Source organism: Vibrio sp. 1167 (assembly GCF_033340375.1).
GTDB classification, from domain to species: domain Bacteria; phylum Pseudomonadota; class Gammaproteobacteria; order Enterobacterales; family Vibrionaceae; genus Vibrio; species Vibrio alginolyticus.
The window spans coordinates 99,920-123,702 of sequence record NZ_JAWOWK010000006.1 but is presented as its reverse complement, the minus strand read 5'-3'; the positions used below and the strand labels follow the sequence as shown (position 1 = coordinate 123,702).

The window sequence follows — 23,783 nt, the reverse complement described above, 5'->3', positions numbered from 1 at the left end:
CCCTTGGCTTATTTACCTTTTTACATCACGCCAGACGAGTTTTCGGCTTATCAAGAAGAACAAGAGCAACAAATTCTAAAAGGGAAAGAGCTCACAACCTGGCACAAGCACGATATTGAAGAGCCTTTTCGATACTTATACTTATCAATTGCTATAGCCGCAGTCAGCCCATTATTTTTCCTTACCTACTTTCTGCACGATAGTAGTCAGATGCTCTTGACCTACATATTATCAGGCTTAACGATAATCATGTCCGGTGTTTCTTATCTTACATTTGGTTTAGACAATCGTTATGACTACACCATATCCGAGCAAGGCATGGTCTTGAGAAAGAGACGTGATCTCCCTACTTGGGTGAACTCAGCAGCGCAAGTGATGGGTTGGTTTGGAGCAGTAGTCTGCGTATTTATGGTAATCGCAGTAGGACCAATGGCTCTAGTCGGTGCTGGTGGATTTATTTTAGTTTCATTTCGCATGCTGAAGCGCCAACCTGAAGAAGAAACTGAAGTACGAGTGGGGCTTCGCAAAGATTCATTGTTTGCTCAATACAACAAACAGCGAAAACTCATTGTGATTTATCACAAATTTGACGACTGCTATTTCTTTGACATTGAGCATAAAGAAGTCAGTCGAAACCAAACTCGTGGTCGAAGTTATATATTTTGCAAAACTGAATCAGAAGTGGATTACTTGTTGAAGTTGTTAGTTAACAAGTGGAACATCGAATGCTCTGAAGAAAACAACATTAAACAGCTTTTCAATACAGGCCTAATGTACGAAAAACTTCAAGATATTCCAGTAAGAGGAACTAAATATCTACTAAGCGAAGTAGATAGCCTGAGAAATAAGAATGCCACATTACCCGAACTAAAATACTTGCGTGGTGACTTATGGCTAAGCGAAGCGGAAATCGACCAGCGCAAAACAGAACTGAATACAACCAAGGAGTAACCCTTGGCATATTCACCATTTTACGTCACCCCAGAAGAATTAGCAGTTTATCAAGAGGCGCAAGAGCAAGAAATACTCGCAGGCGATAATGTCAGAACATGGCACAAGTATGATGTAGAGGAACCATTTCGCTATTACTTTAAACTTTTTGCGCTTCCATTTGTGATCGCTCCATTCCTATTAACTTTGTTTATACACACGAGTGACACGGTTGACGTAACTATTTTTTCTTTTATTTTGTCGGTGATTGTATCTGGAGCCTTTTACCTTACGATTGGCCTCGACTATCGCTATGACTATATTTTTTCTGACAAAGGCTTTGTGATGAAGAAACGTCGCAACATGCCTAAGTGGGTGAATACCGCCACGCAAGCCGTTGGCTGGATAGGTGCAGTGGTGTGTGTGGTGATGGTAGCGATGGTTGGCCCGATGGCGTTAGCAGGCGCTGGTGCTTTTATATTAGTCTCCTTTAAAATGCTTAAACGCCAACCAGATGAACCAACAGAAGTGAGGGTCGGAGAACGTGAAGACTGGCTCTTTGCTGATTACAATAAGAAAAGAAAAGTAATTAAGTTCTTTTTTAAGCATGACACATGCGAATATATTAATATAGAACATACTAAGATTTTACGCTTACACAACCGATTCCACTATTACGTATTTTTCAAAACCGTGTCTGACTTAGAGTCTATGGTCAATCAGCTAGCTACAGAATATAAGCTTGACTGTACAGAAGTCGCCGACCACAAAAAGCTATTTGAAGCTAAGCCAGAGGCTAGACTGTTTGGTACGCCAGTTTGTTATAAAGAATATCAAACCGATGAGGTATTTGATTTAAGGGCGTCAAATGCCCCGCTCCCAGAGCGAGAGTACCTATATAACGGCAAGTGGCAAACCGAGTCTGAAATCGAACAATCAAAATCTGAACTAACGGCAGCCAAGGTATAAACCTTGGCTTGTTTACCTTTTTACATCCCCCCATGAAAAGCTTTAGGTTTACTCTGATGTACAAAAAGAAAAATTGGTTCAAATAACGAATTTTTAACTCGAGGATAGGATAGTAAGCCCGAACCTTTCTATCCTCAACTAAACACCCATTTTGCACTGAGTAAATAGTTACTCACCATGCCTGCCAATATGCCTAAGATCAAAGCCAAATAGACCATCACCCCTTGCGTTCCTAGCGCGAGCGTTACGCCTTTGAACACAATAAAGTTAGGCAAAGCACTGATAAAGGCACTCGCCATAAATTTTTGCCATTGAGCGAAAGGGTTGGTTTTTTCTGCTTGAGAGAAAGTCAGACAGCGATTGCCAAGCCAAGTCGTGGTTGCCGCAAACAAAAATGCAATCCCACGAGCCAGCATCAACTCCAGACCAAACCAATGGAACAACACAGAAAAGATAAGGGTGTCGACCATAAAGCCGACACCACCTACTAGAGCAAACCTTGTTAACGAAGCAAACCTTTCCAGCGAAGTAAATTTTGGTAATTTGCGCATTCCGTTATCCAACCACACAGGTGTAGAGTGAGCGTTTCGATTTTGCTGTGAACTCGTTGGTACAACTCAACGCATTTTCATGAATCATGCCATCCACTTGCTGCGATTTACCAATCAGGTGGAATTTCTTCAGATTGTTTAAGTCATTCTTATCTTCAAGCTTTTTCGCCTGACCATGACTATAGAACTGGCCTGAGAACGGACGCTTACCAATATAAAAGACCGGAGCGTTGTCATTAATTTGCGCGAAGATGATGCGGTCGCTGCGACTGTCTGCTTTGCCCATATTCAAAACCAACATCGCAATCATAAGCAGGGCTGGCAACACCGCTGCCGTTCCGGTCAGCCATTTGAAATCGTGTTTATCCACCAGCATTGCAATCAAGATCCCCAATGCAGGCACACCCGGTAGTACGTAAGCAGGCAAAATATTCCCAGCCATGGTGAACAAGATCATTGGTGAAATCAGCCAACACATCAGGAAGCTAAACAAACCTTGATGATCGGTTTCAATGGCTTTGAGCACCTTACGACGTTTCCACGCCAAGATAGGCAATACGATTGACCAAGGCGCAGCCGACTGCAGCCAGAATACCCAGATCATCCCACGTGGTTGATCATGAGCAGAGCCATACAGGTCCCCTTCCCAACCGCTGACAACAAAACGCTTAAAGTGCTCGCCAACAATGAAGTAATCAATAAATCCAGGCGTCGCCATTTCTGCCATGATGTACCAAGGCAGAGCAATCGCTAGCATGAGCGCCAACCCCGATACAATTGGAAAACGCTGCCACAAGGCTTTGAAGGCACCAAAAAAACCATGCTGAATCACAAGCCAAGGAAACACTGCGATGCCCATGATCACGATCGCCACTGGACCTTTTGCTAACAGCCCGCAAGCCAAGCCAAAGAAACCGAGGTAACCCCACAGTCGGCTGTGTTTGTCTTTGCCGAGCCAGCAATAGTAAAAACCAACCATCGCCATCGTCATTGCCAACGTCAGTGCCATGTCTGTCATCACCGCACCCGCAGCAATTGAAAAGATGCCACACGTCGCCAGTACCAACGCTGCGATGACTGCATTAAAGCCAGCGCGATGCGCCATGAAAGCAACAAAAACAATCGTCGCAACACCCGCTAACCAATGAGGCGCGCGCACTGCAAATTCATTCAATCCAAACAGCTCAATACCGTAAGCACTCATCCAAGTGAACAGGGGTGGCTTCCCCCAGAAAGGCACGCCGTAATCAAACTGTGGGGTAAGCCAATTGCCGGTTTCCACCATTAAGCGCGCCATTTCGCCGTAGCGGGCTTCCGTGGTGTCCATCAAAGGGTAAGCGGCAAGTGAAATAAGACGGAGTAAAAGAGCAAACGCCAACAACAACCACAGATGGGTTTTATTAATACTCATGATTACGCGGTTTCTTCCAGTTTAAACTTCATGGTTTGGATGGATTGATGTTTTGCAGGCTGCTCGTAAACAGACTGAACAAGATAAAGAGGACGTTGCTTGGTCTCGACAAAAATGCGGCCAATGTATTCGCCCAAAAGGCCAATCGACAGCAGTTGCACACCGCCCAAGGCAAGTTGGACGACCATCATGGATGGGTAGCCAGTGACAGGCTCACCAAACACAACAGTTTTTATCACTATGAATGCGCCATAGATAAAGGCACTGAACGCCACTAACGCACCGGCAAGTGTCGCTAAGCGCAAAGGACGAATGGAAAACGAGGTAATGCCGTCCATTGCAAGGCCAATCAGCTTGAGGTAGTTCCATTTTGTTTCACCACAGAAACGAGCGTCACGCTCAAACTGAACCGTCACTTGCTTGAAACCCGGCCAAGAAAAAATACCTTTCATGTATCGGTTACGTTCCGGCAGCGCATTGATGTGTTTGACCACTTTTGCGCTCAGTAGACGGAAATCGCCCACGTTCTCCGGCACATCCAATTTCGCCATGCTATTAAGCACTTTGTAAAAGCAAGCGGCCGAGAAGCGTTTGAACCAAGTTTCACCGTGGCGTTCACTGCGCTGCATGTTCACCACGTCATACCCTTCACGCCATTTTGATACCATTTGCGGGATCAACTCCGGTGGGTCTTGCAAGTCGGCATCAATCACGATCACCGCTTCACCTTGGCAGTGTTCCAGACCCGCACTCATGGCGGACTCTTTGCCAAAGTTACGGCTTAATGCAATACAACGAACGTCGCTAGAAGATTGAGAAAAGTTTTGCGCGATCATTAGGCTGTCGTCTTTGCTGCCGTCGTCCACATAAACGATTTCACAGCGTTCTGGCATTTCATCCAAAACGGCGGCTAAACGACGATGAAATTCAGGTAAGACTTCTTGCTCGTTAAAGAATGGCACCACAACAGACAAAACTGTTTTAGGCTCAGTGTGTTGGCTCACCTTTGAAAAGGTTGCAGCGTGAATGTTGAAGGTTGACATGCTACTCTTCCACTAAATCCGATGAATGAATCCAGTCTACAAACATCAACGTGAAAGAGATGTTATTGACATCTTTTTCACGCCCTTAGTGAATAATGTTCGGTTAAAAAGAAGTCTTATTTTCGAACACCTGCCCACTTGGAGAGAAATACATGAAACGCGTACTTTTAGTCGAAGATAATCGAGAAATCGCAGGCATGCTGTTCGATTATTTTGAGTGTGCAGGTATGGAACTCGATTATGCAGACAACGGCGAGCTCGGCCTGAAACTGGCGATGGAAAACACCTTCGACATCATCTTGCTCGACCTCATGCTGCCACGCATGGATGGCCTGACCATGTGTAATAAACTTCGAGACGCGGGCAACAACACACCGGTACTTATGCTGACGGCGCTCGATAGCCGTGACGATATGCTCAAAGGCTTCCAACACGGTGCGGATGACTATCTGACCAAACCTTTCGATCTGGATATTCTTGAAGCGCGCATGATGGCACTGATCCGCCGTTACCGTGGCACTGTCGCATCGAGTAAGTTGGAATACGGTGAAGTTTCTATCGACCAAAAAACACGTAAAGCTTACCGCCAAGATAAACTGCTAGCGCTAAACCCAACCACTTACACCATTCTGGAAATGCTTGTGAAAAGCGCGCCAGACGTAGTGACACGCGAAGAAATCGCCTTCCAACTTTGGCAAGAGAACGAGCCGAACAACGACGTTCTGCGCAGCCACATTTACCAACTGCGTAACCAACTTGATAAGCCATTTGAACAACATGTGCTGATCACCGTACCGAAAGTCGGCTTCCGCTTGGAGACAGGTGCATGATCAATCGCTTACTTGCTAGCACGCAAAGCACACAAAGTATGACAGGGCGACTCGCTCTGTTTTTCTCTTTTGTGTCGGTCGTGATTGGCATCTTCTGCTTTTTGTTGATTACCGGCTCCCTGCTTTGGTCTGAAGACCGCGTGGGCGAGCGTCGTATTATGGTCGACAAAAAGGAAGCGATTGAACATTTCCAGTCCCACCCAGAGCAAGGAAGTATTCAGCTTGATCTGCTCACCACCGCTTACAACGACATCTCACTGGTTGCCGAGCGCTACCAAAAATACCTGATTGGTCAAAAGCACTTTCTCGATGAAGTAGAAGACGGTGAATACTCGCGCATGGTTTACATGAGCACTTACACCTACAAAGGCGTTGAACATCCTGTGATTCTGGTTTCCTTGATTGATGAAATCGAGATCACCTCAGAGGAATTCATTCTCGTCGTCGCTATGGTGCTGTCCATTGTCGCCGTGCTGGTGTTCCTATTTGGTAGCCTGCTACTGCGTTTGTCACAGCGCTTAATTGAACCCGTCAATGCGCTCAAAACTCAACTCGATCATCACCAAGGCGATGCCACGCAGACCTTTAGTGTGCCCGAGGGCTCGGCCAAAGAGTTCCAAACCCTCGCGGATGAGTTGAATGAGTATCGCCAAAAAATCAACCAAGTCATCAAGCGTGAGCAAGCCTTTGCACGATACGCAAGCCATGAACTGCGTACACCGTTAACCGTAATGAAAGGCTCAAGCAGCCTACTGGCGAGAAGTGCAAACACGGATTTCCAGACTCGCCAAGTGAACCGAATTCAAGATGCAACGCAGCAGATGTCGACCATGGTAGATGCCCTACTCGGCTTAGTGCGTTACGAGCGTAATGCAGATGATTCACCAGTGCGCAGCATCACCGAAGAAGAACTCAACCAAATCATCTTCCAAAGCCAAGCTCAGGCGGATGAGAAAGCACTCAGCTTTGATGTACAGATCGACGGCAACCCTAGAACGCGCGCGACCAATGCCGTGTTGACCATTATTCTTGGCAACCTGATTCGCAACGGCATCGCTGCGACACCTTCGGGATCAATTCATATCAATATGGATGAAAACACCATCTCGGTGCGCGATGAAGGTGAAGGCTTTTCGACCATTCCACATTCTGATGGGCACGGATTAGGTTTGATGATTGTGGACGATTTGTGCCAACGCTATGGCTGGCAATTTAAGATTGGTACACATCCAGAAGGTGGTTGTGAGGCAGTAATTGATCTTGCGTCAGAGCATCAGGAATAACCGAAATGGTTGTACTGAAACACAGACTTTTTATCTGGGTTTAATGGCGTTACACTACGCGCCCTTTTTAACGGCAAGGTCGCGTGGTTGGACACGTCAGCAGTCACATGAAACTCTCTGAAAGCCCGATAACTCAACACAACTTCAACGGTCATACGTTTTTTCTTAAGCGTGATGACATGCTGCATTCTCACTTTTCAGGGAACAAAGCACGTAAGTTTATGGCGTTGATGGAAACGCAAAACAGCGACATCAAAACCCTCATCAGTTACGGCTCTGCTCAATCCAACGCGATGTATTCGCTAGCAGCTCTCGCCCAGATTAAAGGTTGGGCATTTGAGTTTTATGTTCATCACATTCCATCTTGGCTAAAAAGCTCCCCCATCGGAAACTATCGCGGCGCTCTCGATTTGGGTATGAAAATCACCGCCATGCGAGACATCGGTAGCGAACTCCACCCTAGTGAATACATCCACCAGGTACGAAGATTAGATGAGTCGACATTGCTTATTCCAGAAGGTGGACGTTCCCACCTCGCTGAAGCTGGCATCAAACAGTTAGCACGAGAAATTCTTGATTGGACGCGATTGAGAGGTAAAGAGCAGTTTGCGGTCGCCCTGCCATCAGGCACTGGCACGACGTCTTTATATCTTCATAAACATTTATGTCCACACGGCATTGAAGTGCTAACTTGCCCTTGCGTAGGCGATGCAGATTACTTAACTGAGCAGTTCAACCAGCTCGGTGAAAATAGCCACCCAACCATTTTAACCATCCGCAACAAACACCATTTTGGTCGCTTGTACGAAGAAGATTACATCACATGGAAAGCACTCTTTGAGCAAACCGACCTCGAATTTGACCTGTTATACGACCCGTATATGTGGCAATGCCTAACACCTTGGTTCGAAGAGAACACAGATAAAACGGTGATTTACATTCACCAAGGCGGGTTACTTGGCAACGAGTCGATGTTGCCAAGATATCAACGAGAATTTGAATAGCGTGTTCAAATAAAGTTGTTGCTGATTACAGCGATTCCACTATTTGATGAGCGCCAGAATTTCTTTGAATTCAGGTGCTCGGCAATCTTCGACCATTTCATACAAACACATTTCTAGCCCAGTGAGCACCACACCGTTAGCGGTTAACTTCGCAAGAGCGAGCGCCTTATTGGCAGCGGTTCGGGAAGATACACAATCCGTGACTAATTCAACGCGATAACCGGACTGACGCAGAGAAACCGCGGTTTGATAGACGCAAATGTGGGATTCAATACCGCAAACCAACCAGGTATCCACTTTTACGTTCTCCACCGCGACGTTAAACGTCGCCTCTTTGCAGCCATCAAACGTGTACTTGGTAATAGGTAAATGCGTGCTTTCAAGCACTTCACGAATCGGCTCCGCGGTTGGGCCCAACCTTTCTGGATTCTGTTCTAGCCACAGAATAGGCAAATTTAGTGCTTTGGCACCCTTTACCAGTTTCGTGATATTTTCAATCAGTGAGTCGCTTTCATGCATTAATGTAGCGAGTTTGCCCTGAACATCTACCACAATCAGGCCCGTGTTTCCTTTCGATAACATTTCCACCTCCTATCTTGTGCGACCACAAACCATACTCAACAAGTTGAGCAACAGTTAATGTATCAGAATCCTTTCATATTAGAGCACTAAAACCTAGAAAGATGATCTTCGCTCACACATTTGCTCTTAGTTAAGAGTGGTTTGAACTGACTATTTAAATTTCTCTCGAATTAGCTCAATCAAGGCTTTGACTTTATTGGGCAGAAATAAGGCCGAGGGATAGATCAGAGTAAGATGCTGCTTCGGATGCGCGAATTGAGGCAGCACCTCGACCAACAAACCGTCTCTCAGTGCAGGCTTGGAGTGAATTTGAGGAATAAACGCGATGCCGTTTCCTGCTATCGCCATCGAGCGCAGCAAGTTGAGGTCATCCGAACGCAACGCGACATGCAAATCTGAATCGAGCAAATCGGCATTGTAACGATTAGTTAAAAGGCGATGTTGCTTAAGATCTTCAACCATTTTTACTGGCGGATGCGATTCTAGATAGGCTTTTGACGCAACAAAGTGACTACGATAAGGCAAAAGACTGAACTGCACATAGCTGTCATCGGTGACTTTGACCACGCTCGGAAGAAGCTGCAAATCAAACGATTGACGCTTGAGATCGACACTCTCTTGATGGTTTTCAATCTCGACCGAAATCTCCGGATACCGCGTTGTGTACTCGGTGATGATCGCGTTAAACGCGGCAGAGCTCATCAATGCGGAAGGAATGGCTAAACGCACCTTGCCCGTCAGCTCTTGTTGATATTCATGCATGGCATTTAAACCTTGCTGAATATGGTCAATAGGCTGCCCCACCAACTCAAACAAGCGTTTCCCGTGCTCCGTCAACTCAATGCTGCGTGTTGTGCGGATCAAAAGCTGTACCCCGAGCGATTTCTCTAATTCTTGCAGGCGACGACTCACTTTTGAGCGTTGTAGTTGATTCGCCTCTGCCGCTGCACTTATACCGCCGTGAACCACCGTCTGAGTGAATAGGTAAATATCATCAAAATTAACGTTCATTGTCCTATTTTTAGGTCATTTATGTTCGTATTATCATTCTACTGAATTGTGAGTGACTTCTCTATAATCCGCTATCCAATATGTTTAACGGAACTTGCAATGACGGCTGACCAAAAATTCAAACACTGGATGCGAACTTTGATTGTCCTGTTCATCGTACTATTTTTGTACATTATCATTGCTGACCGCCACGTCCCCTTAACGACCGAAGGACGAGTGCAAGGATACGTTGTCCAAGTCGCACCCGAGGTATCTGGTAAAGTGACCGACGTTCTCATCGAGAATAACCAGTCCGTTCAAAAAGGCGATGTGTTGTTTACGATTGATGATCGTAAATACAAGATAGCGCTTGAACAGGCGGAGCTGCCTCTGCAATCCGCCTATGAAAAAGAAGCAACACTGTATTCTCAACGCGAAGCCGCTCTTGCCAATATTGCCCGCGCACGAGCGACATTTGATAATGCACACCGCGAGTACAACCGCTTACTGACACTATCGAAGCAGAAAGTCATCTCTCAATCGACACTCGATAATGCCTTTGCCCAAAATCAGGTATCACGTGCAGCGCTTAAAGCGGAACGACAAAACTTAAAAGTCATTGAGGCGCAATTAGGCGATCAAAAAGGTCAAAGCACTGCCGTTCGAATTGCCAAAAACGGCATCGAAAAGGCGCAACTTGATTTGGCAAATACCGCGGTACTCGCTCCCAGTGATGGTGTCGTGACCAACCTGCAACTAGAAGTTGGCACGATGGCAAACACCAACATGCCATTGCTGACGTTTGTACCAACAGGATCACTCTGGGTAGCCGCTGATTTTCGTGAAAAATCCGTCGCGAACGTAGACAAGACTTTCCACGCCTTGGTCACATTTGATGCCAACCCAGGTTCGGTGTACGACTTTGATTTAGCTAGCCGCGATTACGGTGTAGCAGCCGCACAACAAACGCCTAATGGCGCACTAACCAAAGTGGAAGTGAACAACCGCTGGGTACGTGATGCGCAGCGTACACGAGTGAACCTAACCAGCAGCGATGAGTTACCACCAGCACTGTTTGTCGGCTCTCGCGCTACCATTGTTTTGTACCCAGACAACAGCATTTTCTGGCAGTTGATGGCGCAAGCACAGATTCACCTCGCAAGCTGGTTCCACTTCATTTACTAGGCGGCGACAATGAAAACCTTACGAATTTGGTTCGGCTGCTCTTTAGGGCTCGCGCTAAGCATGATCTTCGGTTGGTCTTACGGATTTTTTGCCATCATGATGCCGCTGTTTATATTGGGCAGAATGGACAACTTTAACCTTTCGGCTTTATTGATCGTGTTTTTCTCTGCGGTGTGGACAACCATACAAGCCACATTTTTGCTGGAATACTTGCAGTTTCATCCAACATTAATGACCGTAGCCGTCGGAATCATGATGCTGTTCAAGTGTATTGCAATGATGAACCAGAAAACCTATTTATTTGGTTACATGGGGCTGTTAGTGGGTTCAATTGTGTTGAATTTTGCCAGCTATAACTTCATGGATATTGAAGAGTTCAATGTCAACATGTGGGTGATGGCGTTCAGCAATATTTTTGTTTGCGCATTCGCGTATTGGTTGTTCCCTGAGCCAAAGTCCCCCACCGAGCACATTGAGATGTCGACCCCAGTGAAAAGCGATATTGACTACATCAGCCAAGTTGCCATGGGTTGGGTAGTGGCGATGGCGGCGTTTATCGTATTCCAAGTAGCGGACTTATATGACTCGTTATCCGCACAAGCTTCCATTTTGATCATCCTAACCCCAATGACTTTAGCGGGCTCGCTCGCCATGGCAAAAATTCGCATCATCGGCACCGCACTAGGCTGCATCGCAGGGATGGCTGTTCAGCTCATATTGGGTAGTTGGTATGGGCTACTCTTTTGGCTCGCCTTTACCATTGCGATGGGGCCATTCTGCTTGTGGCTCACCAAGGGGCAAATTAAAGCGGCTATCGCGTTTTCTGCCATGTCTGCCCTATCGGTTCCGCTGACGACCTCATTGGTGCCAGAACAAAAAGACGCGTTCTTTTCGATCTTGTACCGTTTCAGCTCGATTTTCGTTGCTGTTCTGCTCACCGCGATGGTGATGTGGGTGGTGCATCACTGGATTCGTGTGATATTGCTAAAGCATCCTGAGATGAAGAACGTGGAGTTGAATTAAGCCTTGGCAGAGGCTGGAAACGGGAAATGTATGTCGCTCACTTTACTGTGAGCGGCATTTTTATTTAAAACGGTCACCCTGAACAGCGAGGGACGAGCGTGATTCAGGATCTACCCACCGAGTGCTTTGAAGTGCGAAAGTTCTCGTCATTTACCAGCGAGCTGTTATCAGATTCCTAGTCTCGTTTAAACTCGCTGGAATGACGCTATCTTGAAACTGCTCTAATAACTAGGGTTGTGGCGAGCAATATATCTTCCAACATCCGTCATCCTGAACAACGAGGGACGAGGTGATTCAGGAGCTACCCACCGAGTGCTTTGAAGTGCGAAAGTTATCGTCATTTCCTAGCGAGCTGTAATCAGATTCCTAGTCTCGTCTAGACTCGCTGGAATGACCCTATCTTGGAGCTGCTCAAATATCGGTTTTGTGGCGAGCGATGTATCTTCCAACATCCATCATCCTGAACAGCGAGGGACGAACGTGATTCAGGATCTACCCACCGAGTGCTTTGAAGTGCGAAAGTTATCGTCATTTCCTAGCGAGCAGTAATCAGATTCCTAGTCTCGTCTAGACTCGCTGGAATGACCCTCTCTTGGAGCAGATCCAATACCTAGGGTTGTGGCGAGCAATGTATCTTCCAACATCCGTCATCCTGAACAGCGAGGGACGAGCGTGATTCAGGATCTACCCACCGAGTGCTTTGAAGTGCGGAAGTTATCGCTATTTCCTAGCGAGCAGTAAACCGATTCCTAGTCTCATTTAAACTCGCTAGAATGACCCTAATTTTAGTTCATGGTGCGGAGCCTAAGTATTAATATCAACCCACCAACTCTTTACGAATGATCTCCGCACCCGCACTTAACGCATTGAGCTTAGCGGTCGATACTTCACGAGACAAAGGTGCCATACCACAGTTGGTACATGGGTAAAGCTTGTCGGCATCAACGTACTTCAACGCCTCTCGCAATGTGTTCGCTACTTCTTGTGGCGTTTCAATTTCGTTGGTAGCGACGTCAATCGCACCAACCATCACCTTCTTACCGCGAATCAACTCAAGTAACTCAATAGGCACTCGTGAGTTATGACACTCAAGCGAGATAATATCGATATTCGACTGCTGCAATTTAGGGAATACTTCTTCGTATTGTCGCCATTCAGTGCCTAGCGTTTGCTTCCAATCCGTGTTCGCTTTGATGCCGTAGCCATAGCAGATGTGCACTGCAGTTTCACATTTCAGCCCTTCAATCGCACGCTCTAAACATGCAATGCCCCACTCGTTCACATCATCGAAGAACACATTGAACGCAGGTTCATCGAATTGAATAATGTCGACACCTGCCGCTTCAAGCTCTTTCGCTTCTTGGTTGAGGATTTTTGCAAATTCCCAAGCCAGCTTTTCACGGCTACCGTAATGATCATCATAAAGTGTGTCGATCATCGTCATAGGGCCTGGCAGCGCCCACTTGATAGGTTGCTTAGTTTGCTGACGCAAGAACTTGGCATCCTCAACAAACACGGGCTTTGTGCGGCTTACTGGGCCAACCACCGTAGGAACACTTGCTTCATAACGGTTGCGAATGGTCACCGTTTTACGGTTTTCAAAATCTACGCCGCTTAAATGCTCAATAAAGGTCGTCACAAAATGTTGCCGAGTTTGCTCTCCATCACTGACGATATCAACGCCTGCCAATTCTTGCTCTTGCAAAGCGACGCGTAGCGCATCGCGTTTGCCATCAATCAGTTCTTCACCTTGCAGTTTCCACGGTGACCAAAGTTTTTCTGGTTCGGCCAGCCAAGAAGGTTTCGGTAAGCTGCCAGCCGTTGAAGTCGGTAATAGTGTTTTCATCGTCATTCCTTTCTAGATTCTCGTTATCGATTACGCGTAGCTTGCAGACCATTGTTCAAGCACAGATTGATAGGGTTTGATGAAATGCTCCTCGGCAAATTTCCCTTGTTCAACTGCCAGTTGGCTGCGCTCTTCTCGGTCGTAAACGATTTGAGTTAGCGAGTGGTCTAGGTTTTTTAGGTTTGGCTGGTAGCAATTACCGGCAACCGCGTTGGCATTGTAAATCTCAGGTCGGTAAATCTTCTGGAATGTCTCCATCGTGCTAATCGTACTGATAAGCTCTAGGTTTGAATAATCGTTCAACAAGTCACCGAAGAAGTAGAATGCCAATGGTGCAACACTGTTTGGCGGCATAAAGTAGCGCACCTGTAAGCCCATCTTTTTGAAGTACTGCTCCGTCAACGAAGATTCGTTCGGCTGATATTCAAAGCCCAAAACAGGATGTTGGTTTTCAGTACGTCGGTATACTTTGTTGTCCGATACGCTCAGACAAATCACTGGCAGCTTTTTGAAATGCTGTTTGTAAGACTCAGAATTAACGAAAGCTTTGAACAGTTTGCCATGCAAATCACCGAAGTTCGCTGGGATGCTGAACTGTGGCTGGTTTTTGTTGTGGTCCAACAGCAAAACGCTAAAGTCGTAATCACGCACGTATGAAGAGAAGTTGTTGCCCACTATGCCTTCAATGCGCTCGTTAGTGTTGTGGTCAACAATGTTGGTTTTGAGCACTTCAATCGATGGGAAGGCTTCTCCACTACCTTGGATACCCATATCAACGGAGATGATTTCAAGTTCAACGGAGTAACGGTCACCTTGCGCGTTATCCCAATATGCCAACGCATTAAAACGATTGTCGATCATTCGGAGCGCATTGCGCAGATTCTCTCGGCGGTAGTTTCCGCGAGCCAGATTAGCAAAGTTGGTAGTGATTCGCGTGTTGTCTGATGGTTGGTAATTCTCATCAAAGCGAATGCTTTTGATAGCAAATGTGAAATCGTTATTCATCGTGAGTTGGTATCCTATTTCCTTAGATAAAGCAGACTTTTCCTAACTCTGTGCATGGGGACATTTTTTGTTTTTTGGTTTTCCCAATCGTTAGGTTGCACAGCACTTACGACGAACGGTTCGTACAAAAATGACCGTCGCAGTGCCTAACACCAGAGCAGTCCTTTTTTTATACTTGCTTCACGAGTTGAGTAATATTGGTATTGTTTCACATTGAACATGAAGGAAATTCATAGTGGGAGTTCCAACCCTAAGAGAGCTATCGTAGATACTGTTTTTCATTGACACCAATACACGTAACTTGGCGAGCATATTGCCAATATATGTAATTAAGAAACTGATAAGGGATTAGCAGTACGTAAACCAGTTTTAAGCCGAGAAAACGCATTGTATAAACAAGGCACCAACTGGAATATAGGACAGCGTAACTTAAATAGTACTTTTCATGCTCCATCGTTTATTCAAGCATTCGTTTAATTAGAAGTACGTTACATTTATATTCTCGGAAACATGATTATTTAATTATCTTATTTATTTCTTTTTCTATCTTTACCATCTTAAACGTAAAGTTTAATTTCCTGCTGTAAAAGCATATATAACTTCATACACGAACATGACAACTTCATTGACGGACGTTATCACTCAACTATTACATTTTAAGTTCTAAAAAACCAATAACAAAAAAACATAAACCACTGTTTTAATTTGAATTAAGCCCATAAACCCGAGATGACCACATAACGATACTTTACTTAGTTTGGTATAACAAAAACCCTAAAAATAACATGGCTAACATTTATAAAATTCACTTTTATCAATAAAAAAGCTCAATATAACATTTAGAAAATTAAAATTAAGCAATAACTTAAAAAGGCAAAACTTAATAACCAAATACTTATTTATTATAGTTGAGAGGTGAATTTAAAAACTATGAGACATTAATCCCACGAATCTATCCTTTTTCTTTTTTTAATAAAAAACAAGATGCACTATTTCACCGCTCATTTATTGAACTTGAATTTATAACCTGTCCATAATTATAAAGTGCCCATCAAGATAGTTTAAAACAAAAGTCTTTATGGGCTGACTAATAGGAAACAATAATGGAAAAACAGCATCTTTCCGCGAGTATTATCGCACTCGCTTTACTTGGTTCTTTAGCACCAGCACATGCTGAAGATACATTAAAATCTTACACTTCGACGTTGCTTCAGCTTGATGATGGTGATGCACGCTCGAAAAAAATCCGCTTAATTTATTCTTTAGAAAATGTCTGGAACCAATCTTTACTACCAAATGGCGCTAAAGAAGCTAAGTTGATCCTAAATGGCGGCTCTGGCTTCGACATGACTAATGTTCCAAACAAAGAACAAATCTATGGTTTTGCCACTGGGGGAGATTACCGTTACACCGTTCCAACGGCTTTTAAGCTGGCACTGAGCTATTTAAATGGCGCCCCTTTACGCCACATGAGCCATGCTCCAGAAAACACCATTGCAACGGCATCTGTCAGTGAGTCGCTAGATTTTAACCTTGGATTCAGTGCTTCTACTTCTCCAAATATTAGTGGGGGAATCTCCTGGAGCAACCGTGTAACGTACGACCAGCCAGAGTTTCAAACGGTTGCCGATTTTAACCAAGCTAACGAAAGCATTAATTGGTTAATTGAAAACAAGACTATCCGCCATAATACGCCAGCTAAAGACTGGTTATTGTATCGCTGGACCAGTTGTGACATGGGTAATTTGATTGATTACAATGAGTTACCTGTCGTTATGCGTTCAGATTTTAAACCACAAGTCGGCGTCGTATATAGAAAAAATGACATTCAAGATGGCCTAGATACATCAGAGGTCAAGCTGGTTGCTGGTTGGCGAAAAACCAATTACTACTTTGGTCGCGACTGGTGTAGCTGGTATACCACACCAGAAAATACCTGGAAGAAAAATCGTGATAGCAGTCAATGGACAGAGACTAGCCGAGCCGTAACTATCTCTTGGAATGACGATCTCTACCACTAACTTATTAGCCTGCGGCCACGGAATAAATAAGTGGCCGCCGCATTTACTAATGAAATAAACGGTAAGACATGACACATGACAAGTAACAAAAAACTCTTGACTGGATCGGCGCTAGCACTTGGTGCAGTACTCGCCATATTTCTGATTAATTCAAATAACAAGAATGCCCAGACCGAACCTGTTGCAAGCCTTGACGAGCAAATCAAGACAGAAGACGCTGCGACAATAAGTGTAACGCCTCCTGAGAGCAATGCTGCTCAAGAGGTTGTTACCGCTCCAACACCACTAAGTCGCAATGATGATACTTCCGACGTCATTCCAGCTACACCTTGGATATCTGCCCCATTAAGTGAACTGAGCAATGAACTGTACGATTTTATTGAAGCTGAACAGGTAAGTTACATCAGTACGACCGACTATCCATTCGACGAGAAAAAGCAAAAACAATTGCGAACATTAGCTAAGCAAGGGGTTCCTATCTTGTTTGACAATACGGAGTCATCCTATTTGGATAGCTACGGTGTCAGCGAAACCAAAGTCGTATCAGAGTATTTTGGTACGGCGTCTGAAGGTGATGTCATCATCGCTACCGGAGTACAGAATGCAGATGGCAGCATTCATTATCTAGTTTTGCCTTTGAAGAGCAAAGATCTCAACGATAACAGTAAATTGATTGAGGACACTAAGCTCGCAATCACTCTACTTAAAGAACAAAAGCATGACTTGATAAAAGAGAGACAAAACGAACATCGCGAATAAAAGTAAAGGGAGATAGCCTCTGTATCGCTATTTCCCTTAAAACTCAGTTCTCAATTAAGAAAAGCTCATTTCTCCCTACTTACCGGCACCCTATCCGAAATCACCTTGCCGTCTTTGATGGTGATGATGCGTTTAGTGCGCTCTGCCAGAGCGTTATCGTGCGTCACGATGATCAGCGTTCTACCTTCGGCGTGGAGTTGGTTGAACAAGGCTTCAATCTCTGCGCCGGATTTTGAATCCAATGCACCCGTTGGTTCATCTGCTAAGATGATTTGCGGATCGTTGACCAAGGCTCTTGCAATCGCGACCCTCTGTTTTTGACCACCAGAAAGCTGGTTTGGTTTATGGTCTAAACGATCCCCTAGCCCGACTTGCTCTAGCAATTTAGCTGCGCGCTGGCGACGTTCTTTGGCTTTGATACCAGAGTAAACCAACGGCAGTGCCACGTTATCAAGCGCCGTCGCGTATTCCAATAAGTTAAAGCTTTGGAAGACAAATCCGATCTTTTGGTTACGAATGCCAGCCAGCTCATTCGCACTTAAACTTGCGACGTTTTGGCCGCCAAGTTGGTACTTGCCATCGGTGGGCTTGTCTAAACAGCCGAGCATGTTCATCAACGTTGATTTGCCTGAACCGGACGGGCCAAGAATCGAAAGAAACTCGCCTTGATTAATGGTTAAGTCAACGCCGTCTAGCGCGCGAACTTCCGCCTCCCCGCTTGAGTAGTATTTACAGATGTTGGTCAGCTCAACAAGCGGCTTGTTCGACATGTTCTTTCCAGAGTTATTGTTGTTATTCACTTTGTAGCGCCTCCAACGGGCTGACTTTTGCGGCTCGGTTTGCAGGTAACCATGCAGATGCCACACCAATGATCACTAAGGTGAGGATGACAATCGCGACAACGACCCACGACAACTCAGGGACAGGTTTACCCAGTTGTTCATAAAAAGCATTGCCCTCTAAAGGAATGGAACTGATGGCAGACACCAGCGCGTACGTAACGGCTAACCCAAACGCCCCCCCCATCATCATTGTCAATAAAGACTGTACTAAATAGTGCATGCGAATAGCCGTTGGTGTTGCACCGACTGCCATGCGCACACCGATATCACGCGTAGATCGCTTTACGGTGGCATACATCACATTGGCGATGCCAACACCAGCAACAGCTAACGTCACGAAGCCGATAATGCCAAGGAAACTCTGCAAACCTATCAGAAACTGCTGCATACTCTTTTGCTTAAGGAACATATCATCGACTTGGACGACCTGTTCATCACTGACACTTGCCCCGTGTTTACGGGCAATCACTTGCCTGATCGTCTTTGCTAAGGCTTCTCGGTCTACATCCGCTTGTGGCTGCACATTGATGCCACCAATTTCACCGTTGACATGAAATCGCTTCCACGTCGCTAACGGCACAAAGCTGGAATAGTTGATAAGATCCCCCAGTTCTATTTGGGCGCTGTTTTTCTCCAATACGCCCACAACAATGAACTCCTCATTGCCGATTTTTACCTTTTTCCCCACAGGGTTGACTTGCAATGTGACTGTCGCAAACCAACTAAAGTCCTCATTAGGGTTGAATAAGTCGGCTGCCAGTTCATAACCCAGTACAACGACTTTGCGCGTCTCTTTTTGATCGAGTGGGTTTAACCATCGTCCCCCCGCCATCGGCACCAAATTGGTCATGGATTGAAACTCGCTCGTGACCGCTAACGGCTCTTGCCACGAGCTTCTGTCACCAACGGTGATGCGCTCTTTCCACTTCGCCGTTGGCGCAACGCTTTTTACATCGGGTAACGCTCGAACAACCTCTGAATCGTCCATTTTTAGTGTCAGAAACTTACCTTGGTGAAAAGCACCGTGGTCGACGGTGGCCATCCCTCCGGTCAAATAAATCAAGTTGCCGTTACCATTTTGTGCGGTTTTCAATACGCCCTGACGAATACCCTCACCTACCGCCAACATAGCAGCGATACAAAGGGTCGCCCACGCTACTGCTAGAATGGTCAAACCCAGTCTCAGCTTTTCTGCGGCCATTTCTTGGAAAATTTGTCTCATCGGTAACAACATGGCTAAGCCCTCGCACTCAAAGCAATGACTGGCGTGAGACGTGATGCTCGCCTTGCTGGGAAATACGATGCCATCAATGCCAAGATAAGCGTCACAAGTAAAGACCAAGCAATGGAATCTGGCGTGATCACAGGCAAACCAATCCATTCCGGTAATCCCATGCTGCTTAGGACAGATACCACGGCATACGAAAACATCAGACCTAATGCCGTGCCCACAGCTACCAAAATAAGCCCCTCAAGAATAAACTGACTGAGTATGGATTTTTGAGTCGCCCCGATCGCCAAACGCACACCGATTTCACGCGTGCGCTCAGTGACGGATAAAAACATGATGTTGGCAACACCAAGCGCACCGACCGCCATGGTCATCGCACCGCTCGCTCCGAGAAAAATCTGAATGCCACGCAAAATTCCACTGATGACCGCCGCACCTTCACTAAAATCGGGTACTTCGACCGCATCTTTATCACTTGGGTCAAAATGAAGCTGCTTGGCGAAAAAGTTCACAATATTTTGTCGAAATGACGATGCATCCATCCCTTCTCTCGGCTTCATCAATACCATCCAAGGTTTCGCATCCCACAAATCGCGGTACGTTGTTTGAGGAATGAAAACCGTGCGGCTATCGCCGAATGAAATGCCAGTGTCCTCACCAACGGTTATCCCAATCACCAAAAACGGAATGCCGTTGACTTTGAGCCTATCCCCGATTTGGATTCCGCCCATTTGCGCAATTTGATCGCCTAACACTGCCACGCGAGTGTGGTTGTCCATATCACTTGGTGACAGGTTTCTCGAACCGGATTGCAGCTTGCGTTGCATTAAAGGAAAGTAAGACGTATCAATACCGCTGACCGTACTCGATAAATTCTGTCCTTTGAGATTGGTGATATTCGCATCCCATTTGGCGTAAACGCTCGACGCCTGTTGCACAAAGCCTGACTGTTTGATCATGTCGACTTTTTCTTGTGGAATATCAATTTGTCGCCTTGAAGGTAACCCTTGCCACGGTTTACTGGTACTCGACGGAAACACCACTTGCACATTGTTGATCATAAATGAAAACGACTGAGTCTGATGGCGATAAAAGCCTTCGCCAAGTGCGATTAACACCACCACAGAGATCACGCCCCAAGCAATCGCGATAATGGCTAGAACGCTCTTCATGCGGTGCGCCATCAACGTTTGCCAAGTTTGTTGCAATAGGCTGCTCATGAATGAAAAGCCCGAGAGATCAACGCCATGGTATCGTCATCGAGTTTCCCTGCGGTTTGCAGTAAGCCGATTCTCTTACGCCAGTAGCTGTACAAGTTGGTTTGCAGACTGTTTTTCGCCTCAAACAAGCTGTTGTGTGCGCTGATAACTTCCGACACTTCAAGCAGACCAGCGTCGTAAAGTTTCTCTTTGCTTTGCAACACTCTGGCGCGCGACTCAACCAGCTCGTTCGCTATCAAAACTTGATTCCAGTTGATATCGACCTGAGTAAACTGCTGAATAACTCGTTTCTGAATATCAATTTCCACTCTACGCATATCTTGCTTGGCGCTTAAAATGTTCAACGATGCTTCGTCCACTTTCGCTCGCACTGCACCATTGAGGTCAATCGGCAAACTCAAACTAATCCCAGCGTTAAACTCGCCGTTTGAACGATTGTCACCATCGCTGTAGCCCACACTGCCTTTGACGGTTGGGTAGTATCCACCTTTAGCTGAATCTTTCGCGAACTCGCTCGCTTTCACCATCTGCGCCGCCACCAACAGCTCTGGACTGCTGTCTTTAGCCAGCTTTAGCCATTGCTCCTGAGAGTCCACCAGCATCGGCGGCTGAATCAAAGAATCCGTTCGAATTTGGTCGACACTCTCCGGCATTTGATTGATTAACGCCGCAAGCTCTGCTTTTTTCACTTCGAGATCGGCTTTTGCATTGAGGATACTTGCTTGCTCAGAAACTTGATTCGCTCGCATCTCTTCAACATCAACCGACTTCACTTTGCCTGCTCGATAGCGTTTCTCGATGATGTTGAGAAGTTCTTTCCCCTCCTCCAGCTTGGACTGCGCCAATTTGAGGTCGCCCTGTGCGCTTGCCACGTCTAGGTAAGCAGTGAGAAACTTCTGCGCAAGCTCGTTATGCGATTGAGATAGCTCTAACTGTGCTTTGAGATAATTGGCATTCGCTTGATCCAGTTCCGACCACAAACTGCTATCCCAAATAGTTTGAGATAAGGTAGCGCCGTAACTGTTGGAATGGCTTGAGGACTCATTCCAATCCGCTGACGCACTGGCACTTAAACCCGGCAATAACGCACTGCGGCTACTCTGTACGCCAACCTCGCCAAGCTGGACGCCGATTTTCGCTTTTTCGTAATTTGGATCGTTCTGCTTTGCTTGTTGCCAAGCTTGTTCAATAGAAATTGCGTAGGTCGGCAAACTGAGCGTGGCAGCCAACAATGCAAAGGCGATTGTTGATCGTTGCAGCTTAACCATGCGCCGCTCCCATCATGCTGTTGTCGATAACCTCTTCATCAAGCTCCACGCCGTCAAGCACTTCGACATTGATGCCATCTGACAGACCGAGTTTCACAGGTTGTTTATGAAACCCTTGTTCTGAGCTGTCGGGGATCAGAACATTCGGTGCGTCACCATCAAATTGCAGAGCGCGCTCCGGTAGAGTGAGCACGTTTTCAGACTTCTTCAGAATGATTTGAGCCGTCGATGAAAAACCAGAACGAAGCAACACATCTTGTGGGATCTTGAGTTCTCCCACTTCAACCTCAAAACCGTTATCAAAACTTTTTGCAGAAGCATTGCCCTCTGGTGAGTTAAGGTTCTCAGATTGAATCGCCACTTTGGTTAGCACACCAGAAATCGCCACATCAGGATAAGGCGCAACCGTCAACATAACGGGCATTCCCGGAGACAACTGCGCAGCATCATGCTCACTGACGCTACCTTTAAAAATCAGACTGTTCATGTCGGCCAATGACATCATTTCAGTCGCGGCTTGGCTTGATTGAGTCGAGATGATCGGCTCTCCGACCTCAACTTTCTGGTTGAGTACCGTGCCATCAATTGGCGCGTAGATCGTCGACGTTAAACGCGCATCACCGATAGACGCCTCACCACTGCGAATGAGTTCGAGATTCTGGCGCTTTTGCAATACGTCCGCTTGCGCAGATTTGACTGCCGAGCGCGCACTTACGTATTCGTCGTAGTTACTTGGAATAATGTCCTGCTTGACCAAGCTTTCTAAGTTGGACTGTTTTTGTTTGGCGGATTCCAGATCGGCTTCACTACGCATGAGTTCTGCCGATGCATCCGTTAATGCTTGGGGGGTTGGGTTTGGACGCACTTTGATCAGCGGCTGGCCTTGCTTCACCTTTTCACCAACTTTCGCGTAAATTTCACCGACGATACCGTCGATTTGTGACTTGATAGACACGGAGTGTGCAGGGACAATTTTACCAACAGCCACCGCTTGTTTTTCAATCGTGCCTTTTTCCACAATCAATGTAGGCAGTAATTCTGGTTGAGCGGCAGATTGGAGATAGAAGTACGCAGCACCGCCGAGCAGCGCAATGCTCACTGCGGAGACAAGCCAACGTTTCGTCATTATTTATTCCAAAAATTATTGGGTAGTCTAATGACTACTCCTAAAACACAAAGTTGAAGGAATAATATCCTGCTTTAATAGCGGTTTGGTTGTCACAGTTGGTATGGTTTTGTCAGTCGCCTCTGACAATCAAAGACTAAAAAATCTCGACGAATCATTCAGCAAAGACGCTGTCTACGATGGCGACTAACATGCTCTGTAACCGCTCGTTTCAACCGCCACCCTTTTCATTCTGAACAATGTGCAAAATGGCGCTGTTCTGTATCCAAGTGAGCAGCTGTTTCTTGAGCGTTTAATATGTTCTCTTGATTAGCCCCAAACTCAGCCCCCGTTCCAGGCCAATAATATGTATCTTTATCACGACATAGTGTGAGAATGACAGGATCATTGTGTATATTGGGCTCATCTCCTAGCTCGCCATACATACTGAAAGTAATCTCAGACCCAATGTCTCCACGAAGTTTCTGAATCACTTCTGCTTGAACTTTAAAGAGAACATCTTCCTCGTGTTCAGCAAACTTTTCAAAACCTGTAATTTTCACCACTGCAGAATAGGGCGTTTGAAATATCGCATCTTTGAGTACCTCATTCTGAGAGTACACTCCCTGTGAAGCACAAGCTGATAAGCTCACACAGCCTAGCAAACTTATAAATTTCTTCATGT

At 45.9% G+C, this 23,783-nt stretch carries 22 protein-coding genes; 9 read left to right on the top strand and 13 right to left on the bottom strand.

From position 1 onward, the window contains the following. The first annotated feature begins 3 nt into the window (after positions 1–3). Complete coding sequence (locus tag R7Z78_RS15120) at positions 4–951, top strand: hypothetical protein (RefSeq protein ID WP_104975467.1); 948 nt, start codon at positions 4–6, stop codon at positions 949–951. Positions 952–954: 3 nt separating this feature from the next. Beyond that, entirely contained in the window at positions 955–1,899 is a 945-nt protein-coding gene (locus tag R7Z78_RS15115) for a hypothetical protein (RefSeq protein WP_104975468.1), read from the top strand. Positions 1,900–2,033: 134 nt separating this feature from the next. Here R7Z78_RS15115 and R7Z78_RS15110 read toward each other — a convergent pair whose 3' ends face one another. From R7Z78_RS15110 to R7Z78_RS15100, 3 genes are read right to left on the bottom strand one after another with little or no spacing between them, the layout of a single operon-like run. Next, positions 2,034–2,450, bottom strand: a complete 417-nt coding sequence (locus R7Z78_RS15110; protein ID WP_031781328.1) for a GtrA family protein — start codon at positions 2,448–2,450, stop codon at positions 2,034–2,036. A 4-nt stretch (positions 2,451–2,454) separates the two neighbouring features. After that, positions 2,455–3,861 (bottom strand): ArnT family glycosyltransferase, encoded by a 1,407-nt coding sequence (locus tag R7Z78_RS15105; RefSeq protein ID WP_104975469.1) that lies wholly within the window; start codon positions 3,859–3,861, stop codon positions 2,455–2,457. A gap of 2 nt (positions 3,862–3,863) precedes the next feature. Continuing rightward, a complete protein-coding gene (locus R7Z78_RS15100; protein WP_104975470.1) occupies positions 3,864–4,904 on the bottom strand; it encodes a glycosyltransferase family 2 protein in 1,041 nt (346 codons plus the stop codon). 152 nt (positions 4,905–5,056) lie between these two features. Between R7Z78_RS15100 and R7Z78_RS15095 the strand changes: the two genes are divergently transcribed. From R7Z78_RS15095 to R7Z78_RS15085, 3 genes are all read left to right on the top strand, one after another. Then, complete coding sequence (locus R7Z78_RS15095; protein WP_005389368.1) at positions 5,057–5,734, top strand: response regulator transcription factor; 678 nt, start codon at positions 5,057–5,059, stop codon at positions 5,732–5,734. Continuing rightward, complete coding sequence (locus R7Z78_RS15090; protein WP_104975471.1) at positions 5,731–7,017, top strand: sensor histidine kinase; 1,287 nt, start codon at positions 5,731–5,733, stop codon at positions 7,015–7,017. Before R7Z78_RS15095 ends, R7Z78_RS15090 begins: the two co-directional genes overlap by 4 nt. Before the next feature lie 107 nt (positions 7,018–7,124). Next, positions 7,125–8,021 (top strand): 1-aminocyclopropane-1-carboxylate deaminase/D-cysteine desulfhydrase, encoded by an 897-nt coding sequence (locus tag R7Z78_RS15085; RefSeq protein WP_104975472.1) that lies wholly within the window; start codon positions 7,125–7,127, stop codon positions 8,019–8,021. Positions 8,022–8,060: 39 nt separating this feature from the next. On the opposite strand, the gene R7Z78_RS15080 is transcribed toward R7Z78_RS15085, so the two are convergent. Together R7Z78_RS15080 and R7Z78_RS15075 are read right to left on the bottom strand one after the other, a co-directional pair. After that, positions 8,061–8,603, bottom strand: a complete 543-nt coding sequence (locus R7Z78_RS15080) for an isochorismatase family protein (RefSeq protein WP_054577054.1) — start codon at positions 8,601–8,603, stop codon at positions 8,061–8,063. A gap of 150 nt (positions 8,604–8,753) precedes the next feature. After that, positions 8,754–9,614 carry a LysR family transcriptional regulator gene (locus tag R7Z78_RS15075; RefSeq protein WP_054577055.1) on the bottom strand — a complete coding sequence of 287 codons (861 nt, stop codon included), beginning with the start codon at positions 9,612–9,614 and terminating at the stop codon, positions 8,754–8,756. A gap of 99 nt (positions 9,615–9,713) precedes the next feature. Here R7Z78_RS15075 and R7Z78_RS15070 point away from each other — a divergent pair, with 99 nt between their 5' ends. Continuing rightward, positions 9,714–10,778, top strand: coding sequence for an HlyD family secretion protein (locus R7Z78_RS15070; RefSeq protein ID WP_104975474.1), 1,065 nt, complete (start codon positions 9,714–9,716; stop codon positions 10,776–10,778). Positions 10,779–10,787: 9 nt separating this feature from the next. Continuing rightward, a complete protein-coding gene (locus R7Z78_RS15065; RefSeq protein WP_169644163.1) occupies positions 10,788–11,801 on the top strand; it encodes a DUF2955 domain-containing protein in 1,014 nt (337 codons plus the stop codon). An 817-nt stretch (positions 11,802–12,618) separates the two neighbouring features. On the opposite strand, the gene R7Z78_RS15060 is transcribed toward R7Z78_RS15065, so the two are convergent. Further along, entirely contained in the window at positions 12,619–13,647 is a 1,029-nt protein-coding gene (locus R7Z78_RS15060; RefSeq protein ID WP_047103352.1) for a methionine synthase, read from the bottom strand. A 30-nt stretch (positions 13,648–13,677) separates the two neighbouring features. Then, entirely contained in the window at positions 13,678–14,652 is a 975-nt protein-coding gene (locus R7Z78_RS15055) for a DUF1852 domain-containing protein (protein ID WP_104975475.1), read from the bottom strand. 1,103 nt (positions 14,653–15,755) lie between these two features. Here R7Z78_RS15055 and R7Z78_RS15050 point away from each other — a divergent pair. Further along, a complete protein-coding gene (locus R7Z78_RS15050; RefSeq protein WP_005376731.1) occupies positions 15,756–16,673 on the top strand; it encodes a leukocidin family pore-forming toxin in 918 nt (305 codons plus the stop codon). Between the two features lie 75 nt (positions 16,674–16,748). Continuing rightward, positions 16,749–17,432: a hypothetical protein gene (locus R7Z78_RS15045; protein WP_053349643.1), complete on the top strand. Its 684-nt coding sequence runs from the start codon at positions 16,749–16,751 to the stop codon at positions 17,430–17,432. Positions 17,433–17,497: 65 nt separating this feature from the next. Here the strand turns inward: R7Z78_RS15045 and R7Z78_RS15040 are convergent, their stop codons facing one another. From R7Z78_RS15040 to R7Z78_RS15015, 6 genes are all read right to left on the bottom strand, one after another. Continuing rightward, a complete protein-coding gene (locus R7Z78_RS15040; protein ID WP_025767247.1) occupies positions 17,498–18,202 on the bottom strand; it encodes an ABC transporter ATP-binding protein in 705 nt (234 codons plus the stop codon). Between the two features lie 22 nt (positions 18,203–18,224). Then, the gene (locus R7Z78_RS15035; protein WP_054574777.1) at positions 18,225–19,508 is read right to left on the bottom strand and encodes an ABC transporter permease; all 1,284 of its coding nucleotides are present in this window, start codon (positions 19,506–19,508) and stop codon (positions 18,225–18,227) included. 2 nt (positions 19,509–19,510) lie between these two features. Continuing rightward, positions 19,511–20,725 (bottom strand): ABC transporter permease, encoded by a 1,215-nt coding sequence (locus R7Z78_RS15030; protein ID WP_104975476.1) that lies wholly within the window; start codon positions 20,723–20,725, stop codon positions 19,511–19,513. Beyond that, the gene (locus tag R7Z78_RS15025) at positions 20,722–21,993 is read right to left on the bottom strand and encodes a TolC family protein (protein WP_104975477.1); all 1,272 of its coding nucleotides are present in this window, start codon (positions 21,991–21,993) and stop codon (positions 20,722–20,724) included. Before R7Z78_RS15025 ends, R7Z78_RS15030 begins: the two co-directional genes overlap by 4 nt. Next, the gene (locus tag R7Z78_RS15020) at positions 21,986–23,119 is read right to left on the bottom strand and encodes an efflux RND transporter periplasmic adaptor subunit (protein WP_104975478.1); all 1,134 of its coding nucleotides are present in this window, start codon (positions 23,117–23,119) and stop codon (positions 21,986–21,988) included. The genes R7Z78_RS15025 and R7Z78_RS15020 overlap by 8 nt, the downstream gene beginning before the upstream one ends. 227 nt (positions 23,120–23,346) lie before the next feature. Continuing rightward, positions 23,347–23,781 (bottom strand): hypothetical protein, encoded by a 435-nt coding sequence (locus tag R7Z78_RS15015; RefSeq protein WP_104975479.1) that lies wholly within the window; start codon positions 23,779–23,781, stop codon positions 23,347–23,349. Between the last annotated feature and the right edge of the window lie 2 nt (positions 23,782–23,783).

Excerpts from the sequence above, each read along its gene's own strand:
- R7Z78_RS15110 (WP_031781328.1), bottom strand. The coding sequence starts at position 2,450 with ATGCGCAAATTACCAAAATTTACTTCGCTGGAAAGGTTTGCTTCGTTA.
- R7Z78_RS15105 (WP_104975469.1), bottom strand. The coding sequence starts at position 3,861 with ATGAGTATTAATAAAACCCATCTGTGGTTGTTGTTGGCGTTTGCTCTT.
- R7Z78_RS15100 (WP_104975470.1), bottom strand. The coding sequence starts at position 4,904 with ATGTCAACCTTCAACATTCACGCTGCAACCTTTTCAAAGGTGAGCCAA.
- R7Z78_RS15095 (WP_005389368.1), top strand. The coding sequence starts at position 5,057 with ATGAAACGCGTACTTTTAGTCGAAGATAATCGAGAAATCGCAGGCATG.
- R7Z78_RS15090 (WP_104975471.1), top strand. The coding sequence starts at position 5,731 with ATGATCAATCGCTTACTTGCTAGCACGCAAAGCACACAAAGTATGACA.
- R7Z78_RS15085 (WP_104975472.1), top strand. The coding sequence starts at position 7,125 with ATGAAACTCTCTGAAAGCCCGATAACTCAACACAACTTCAACGGTCAT.
- R7Z78_RS15080 (WP_054577054.1), bottom strand. The coding sequence starts at position 8,603 with ATGTTATCGAAAGGAAACACGGGCCTGATTGTGGTAGATGTTCAGGGC.
- R7Z78_RS15075 (WP_054577055.1), bottom strand. The coding sequence starts at position 9,614 with ATGAACGTTAATTTTGATGATATTTACCTATTCACTCAGACGGTGGTT.
- R7Z78_RS15070 (WP_104975474.1), top strand. The coding sequence starts at position 9,714 with ATGACGGCTGACCAAAAATTCAAACACTGGATGCGAACTTTGATTGTC.
- R7Z78_RS15065 (WP_169644163.1), top strand. The coding sequence starts at position 10,788 with ATGAAAACCTTACGAATTTGGTTCGGCTGCTCTTTAGGGCTCGCGCTA.
- R7Z78_RS15060 (WP_047103352.1), bottom strand. The coding sequence starts at position 13,647 with ATGAAAACACTATTACCGACTTCAACGGCTGGCAGCTTACCGAAACCT.
- R7Z78_RS15055 (WP_104975475.1), bottom strand. The coding sequence starts at position 14,652 with ATGAATAACGATTTCACATTTGCTATCAAAAGCATTCGCTTTGATGAG.
- R7Z78_RS15050 (WP_005376731.1), top strand. The coding sequence starts at position 15,756 with ATGGAAAAACAGCATCTTTCCGCGAGTATTATCGCACTCGCTTTACTT.
- R7Z78_RS15045 (WP_053349643.1), top strand. The coding sequence starts at position 16,749 with ATGACAAGTAACAAAAAACTCTTGACTGGATCGGCGCTAGCACTTGGT.
- R7Z78_RS15040 (WP_025767247.1), bottom strand. The coding sequence starts at position 18,202 with ATGTCGAACAAGCCGCTTGTTGAGCTGACCAACATCTGTAAATACTAC.
- R7Z78_RS15035 (WP_054574777.1), bottom strand. The coding sequence starts at position 19,508 with ATGTTGTTACCGATGAGACAAATTTTCCAAGAAATGGCCGCAGAAAAG.
- R7Z78_RS15030 (WP_104975476.1), bottom strand. The coding sequence starts at position 20,725 with ATGAGCAGCCTATTGCAACAAACTTGGCAAACGTTGATGGCGCACCGC.
- R7Z78_RS15025 (WP_104975477.1), bottom strand. The coding sequence starts at position 21,993 with ATGGTTAAGCTGCAACGATCAACAATCGCCTTTGCATTGTTGGCTGCC.
- R7Z78_RS15020 (WP_104975478.1), bottom strand. The coding sequence starts at position 23,119 with ATGACGAAACGTTGGCTTGTCTCCGCAGTGAGCATTGCGCTGCTCGGC.
- R7Z78_RS15015 (WP_104975479.1), bottom strand. The coding sequence starts at position 23,781 with ATGAAGAAATTTATAAGTTTGCTAGGCTGTGTGAGCTTATCAGCTTGT.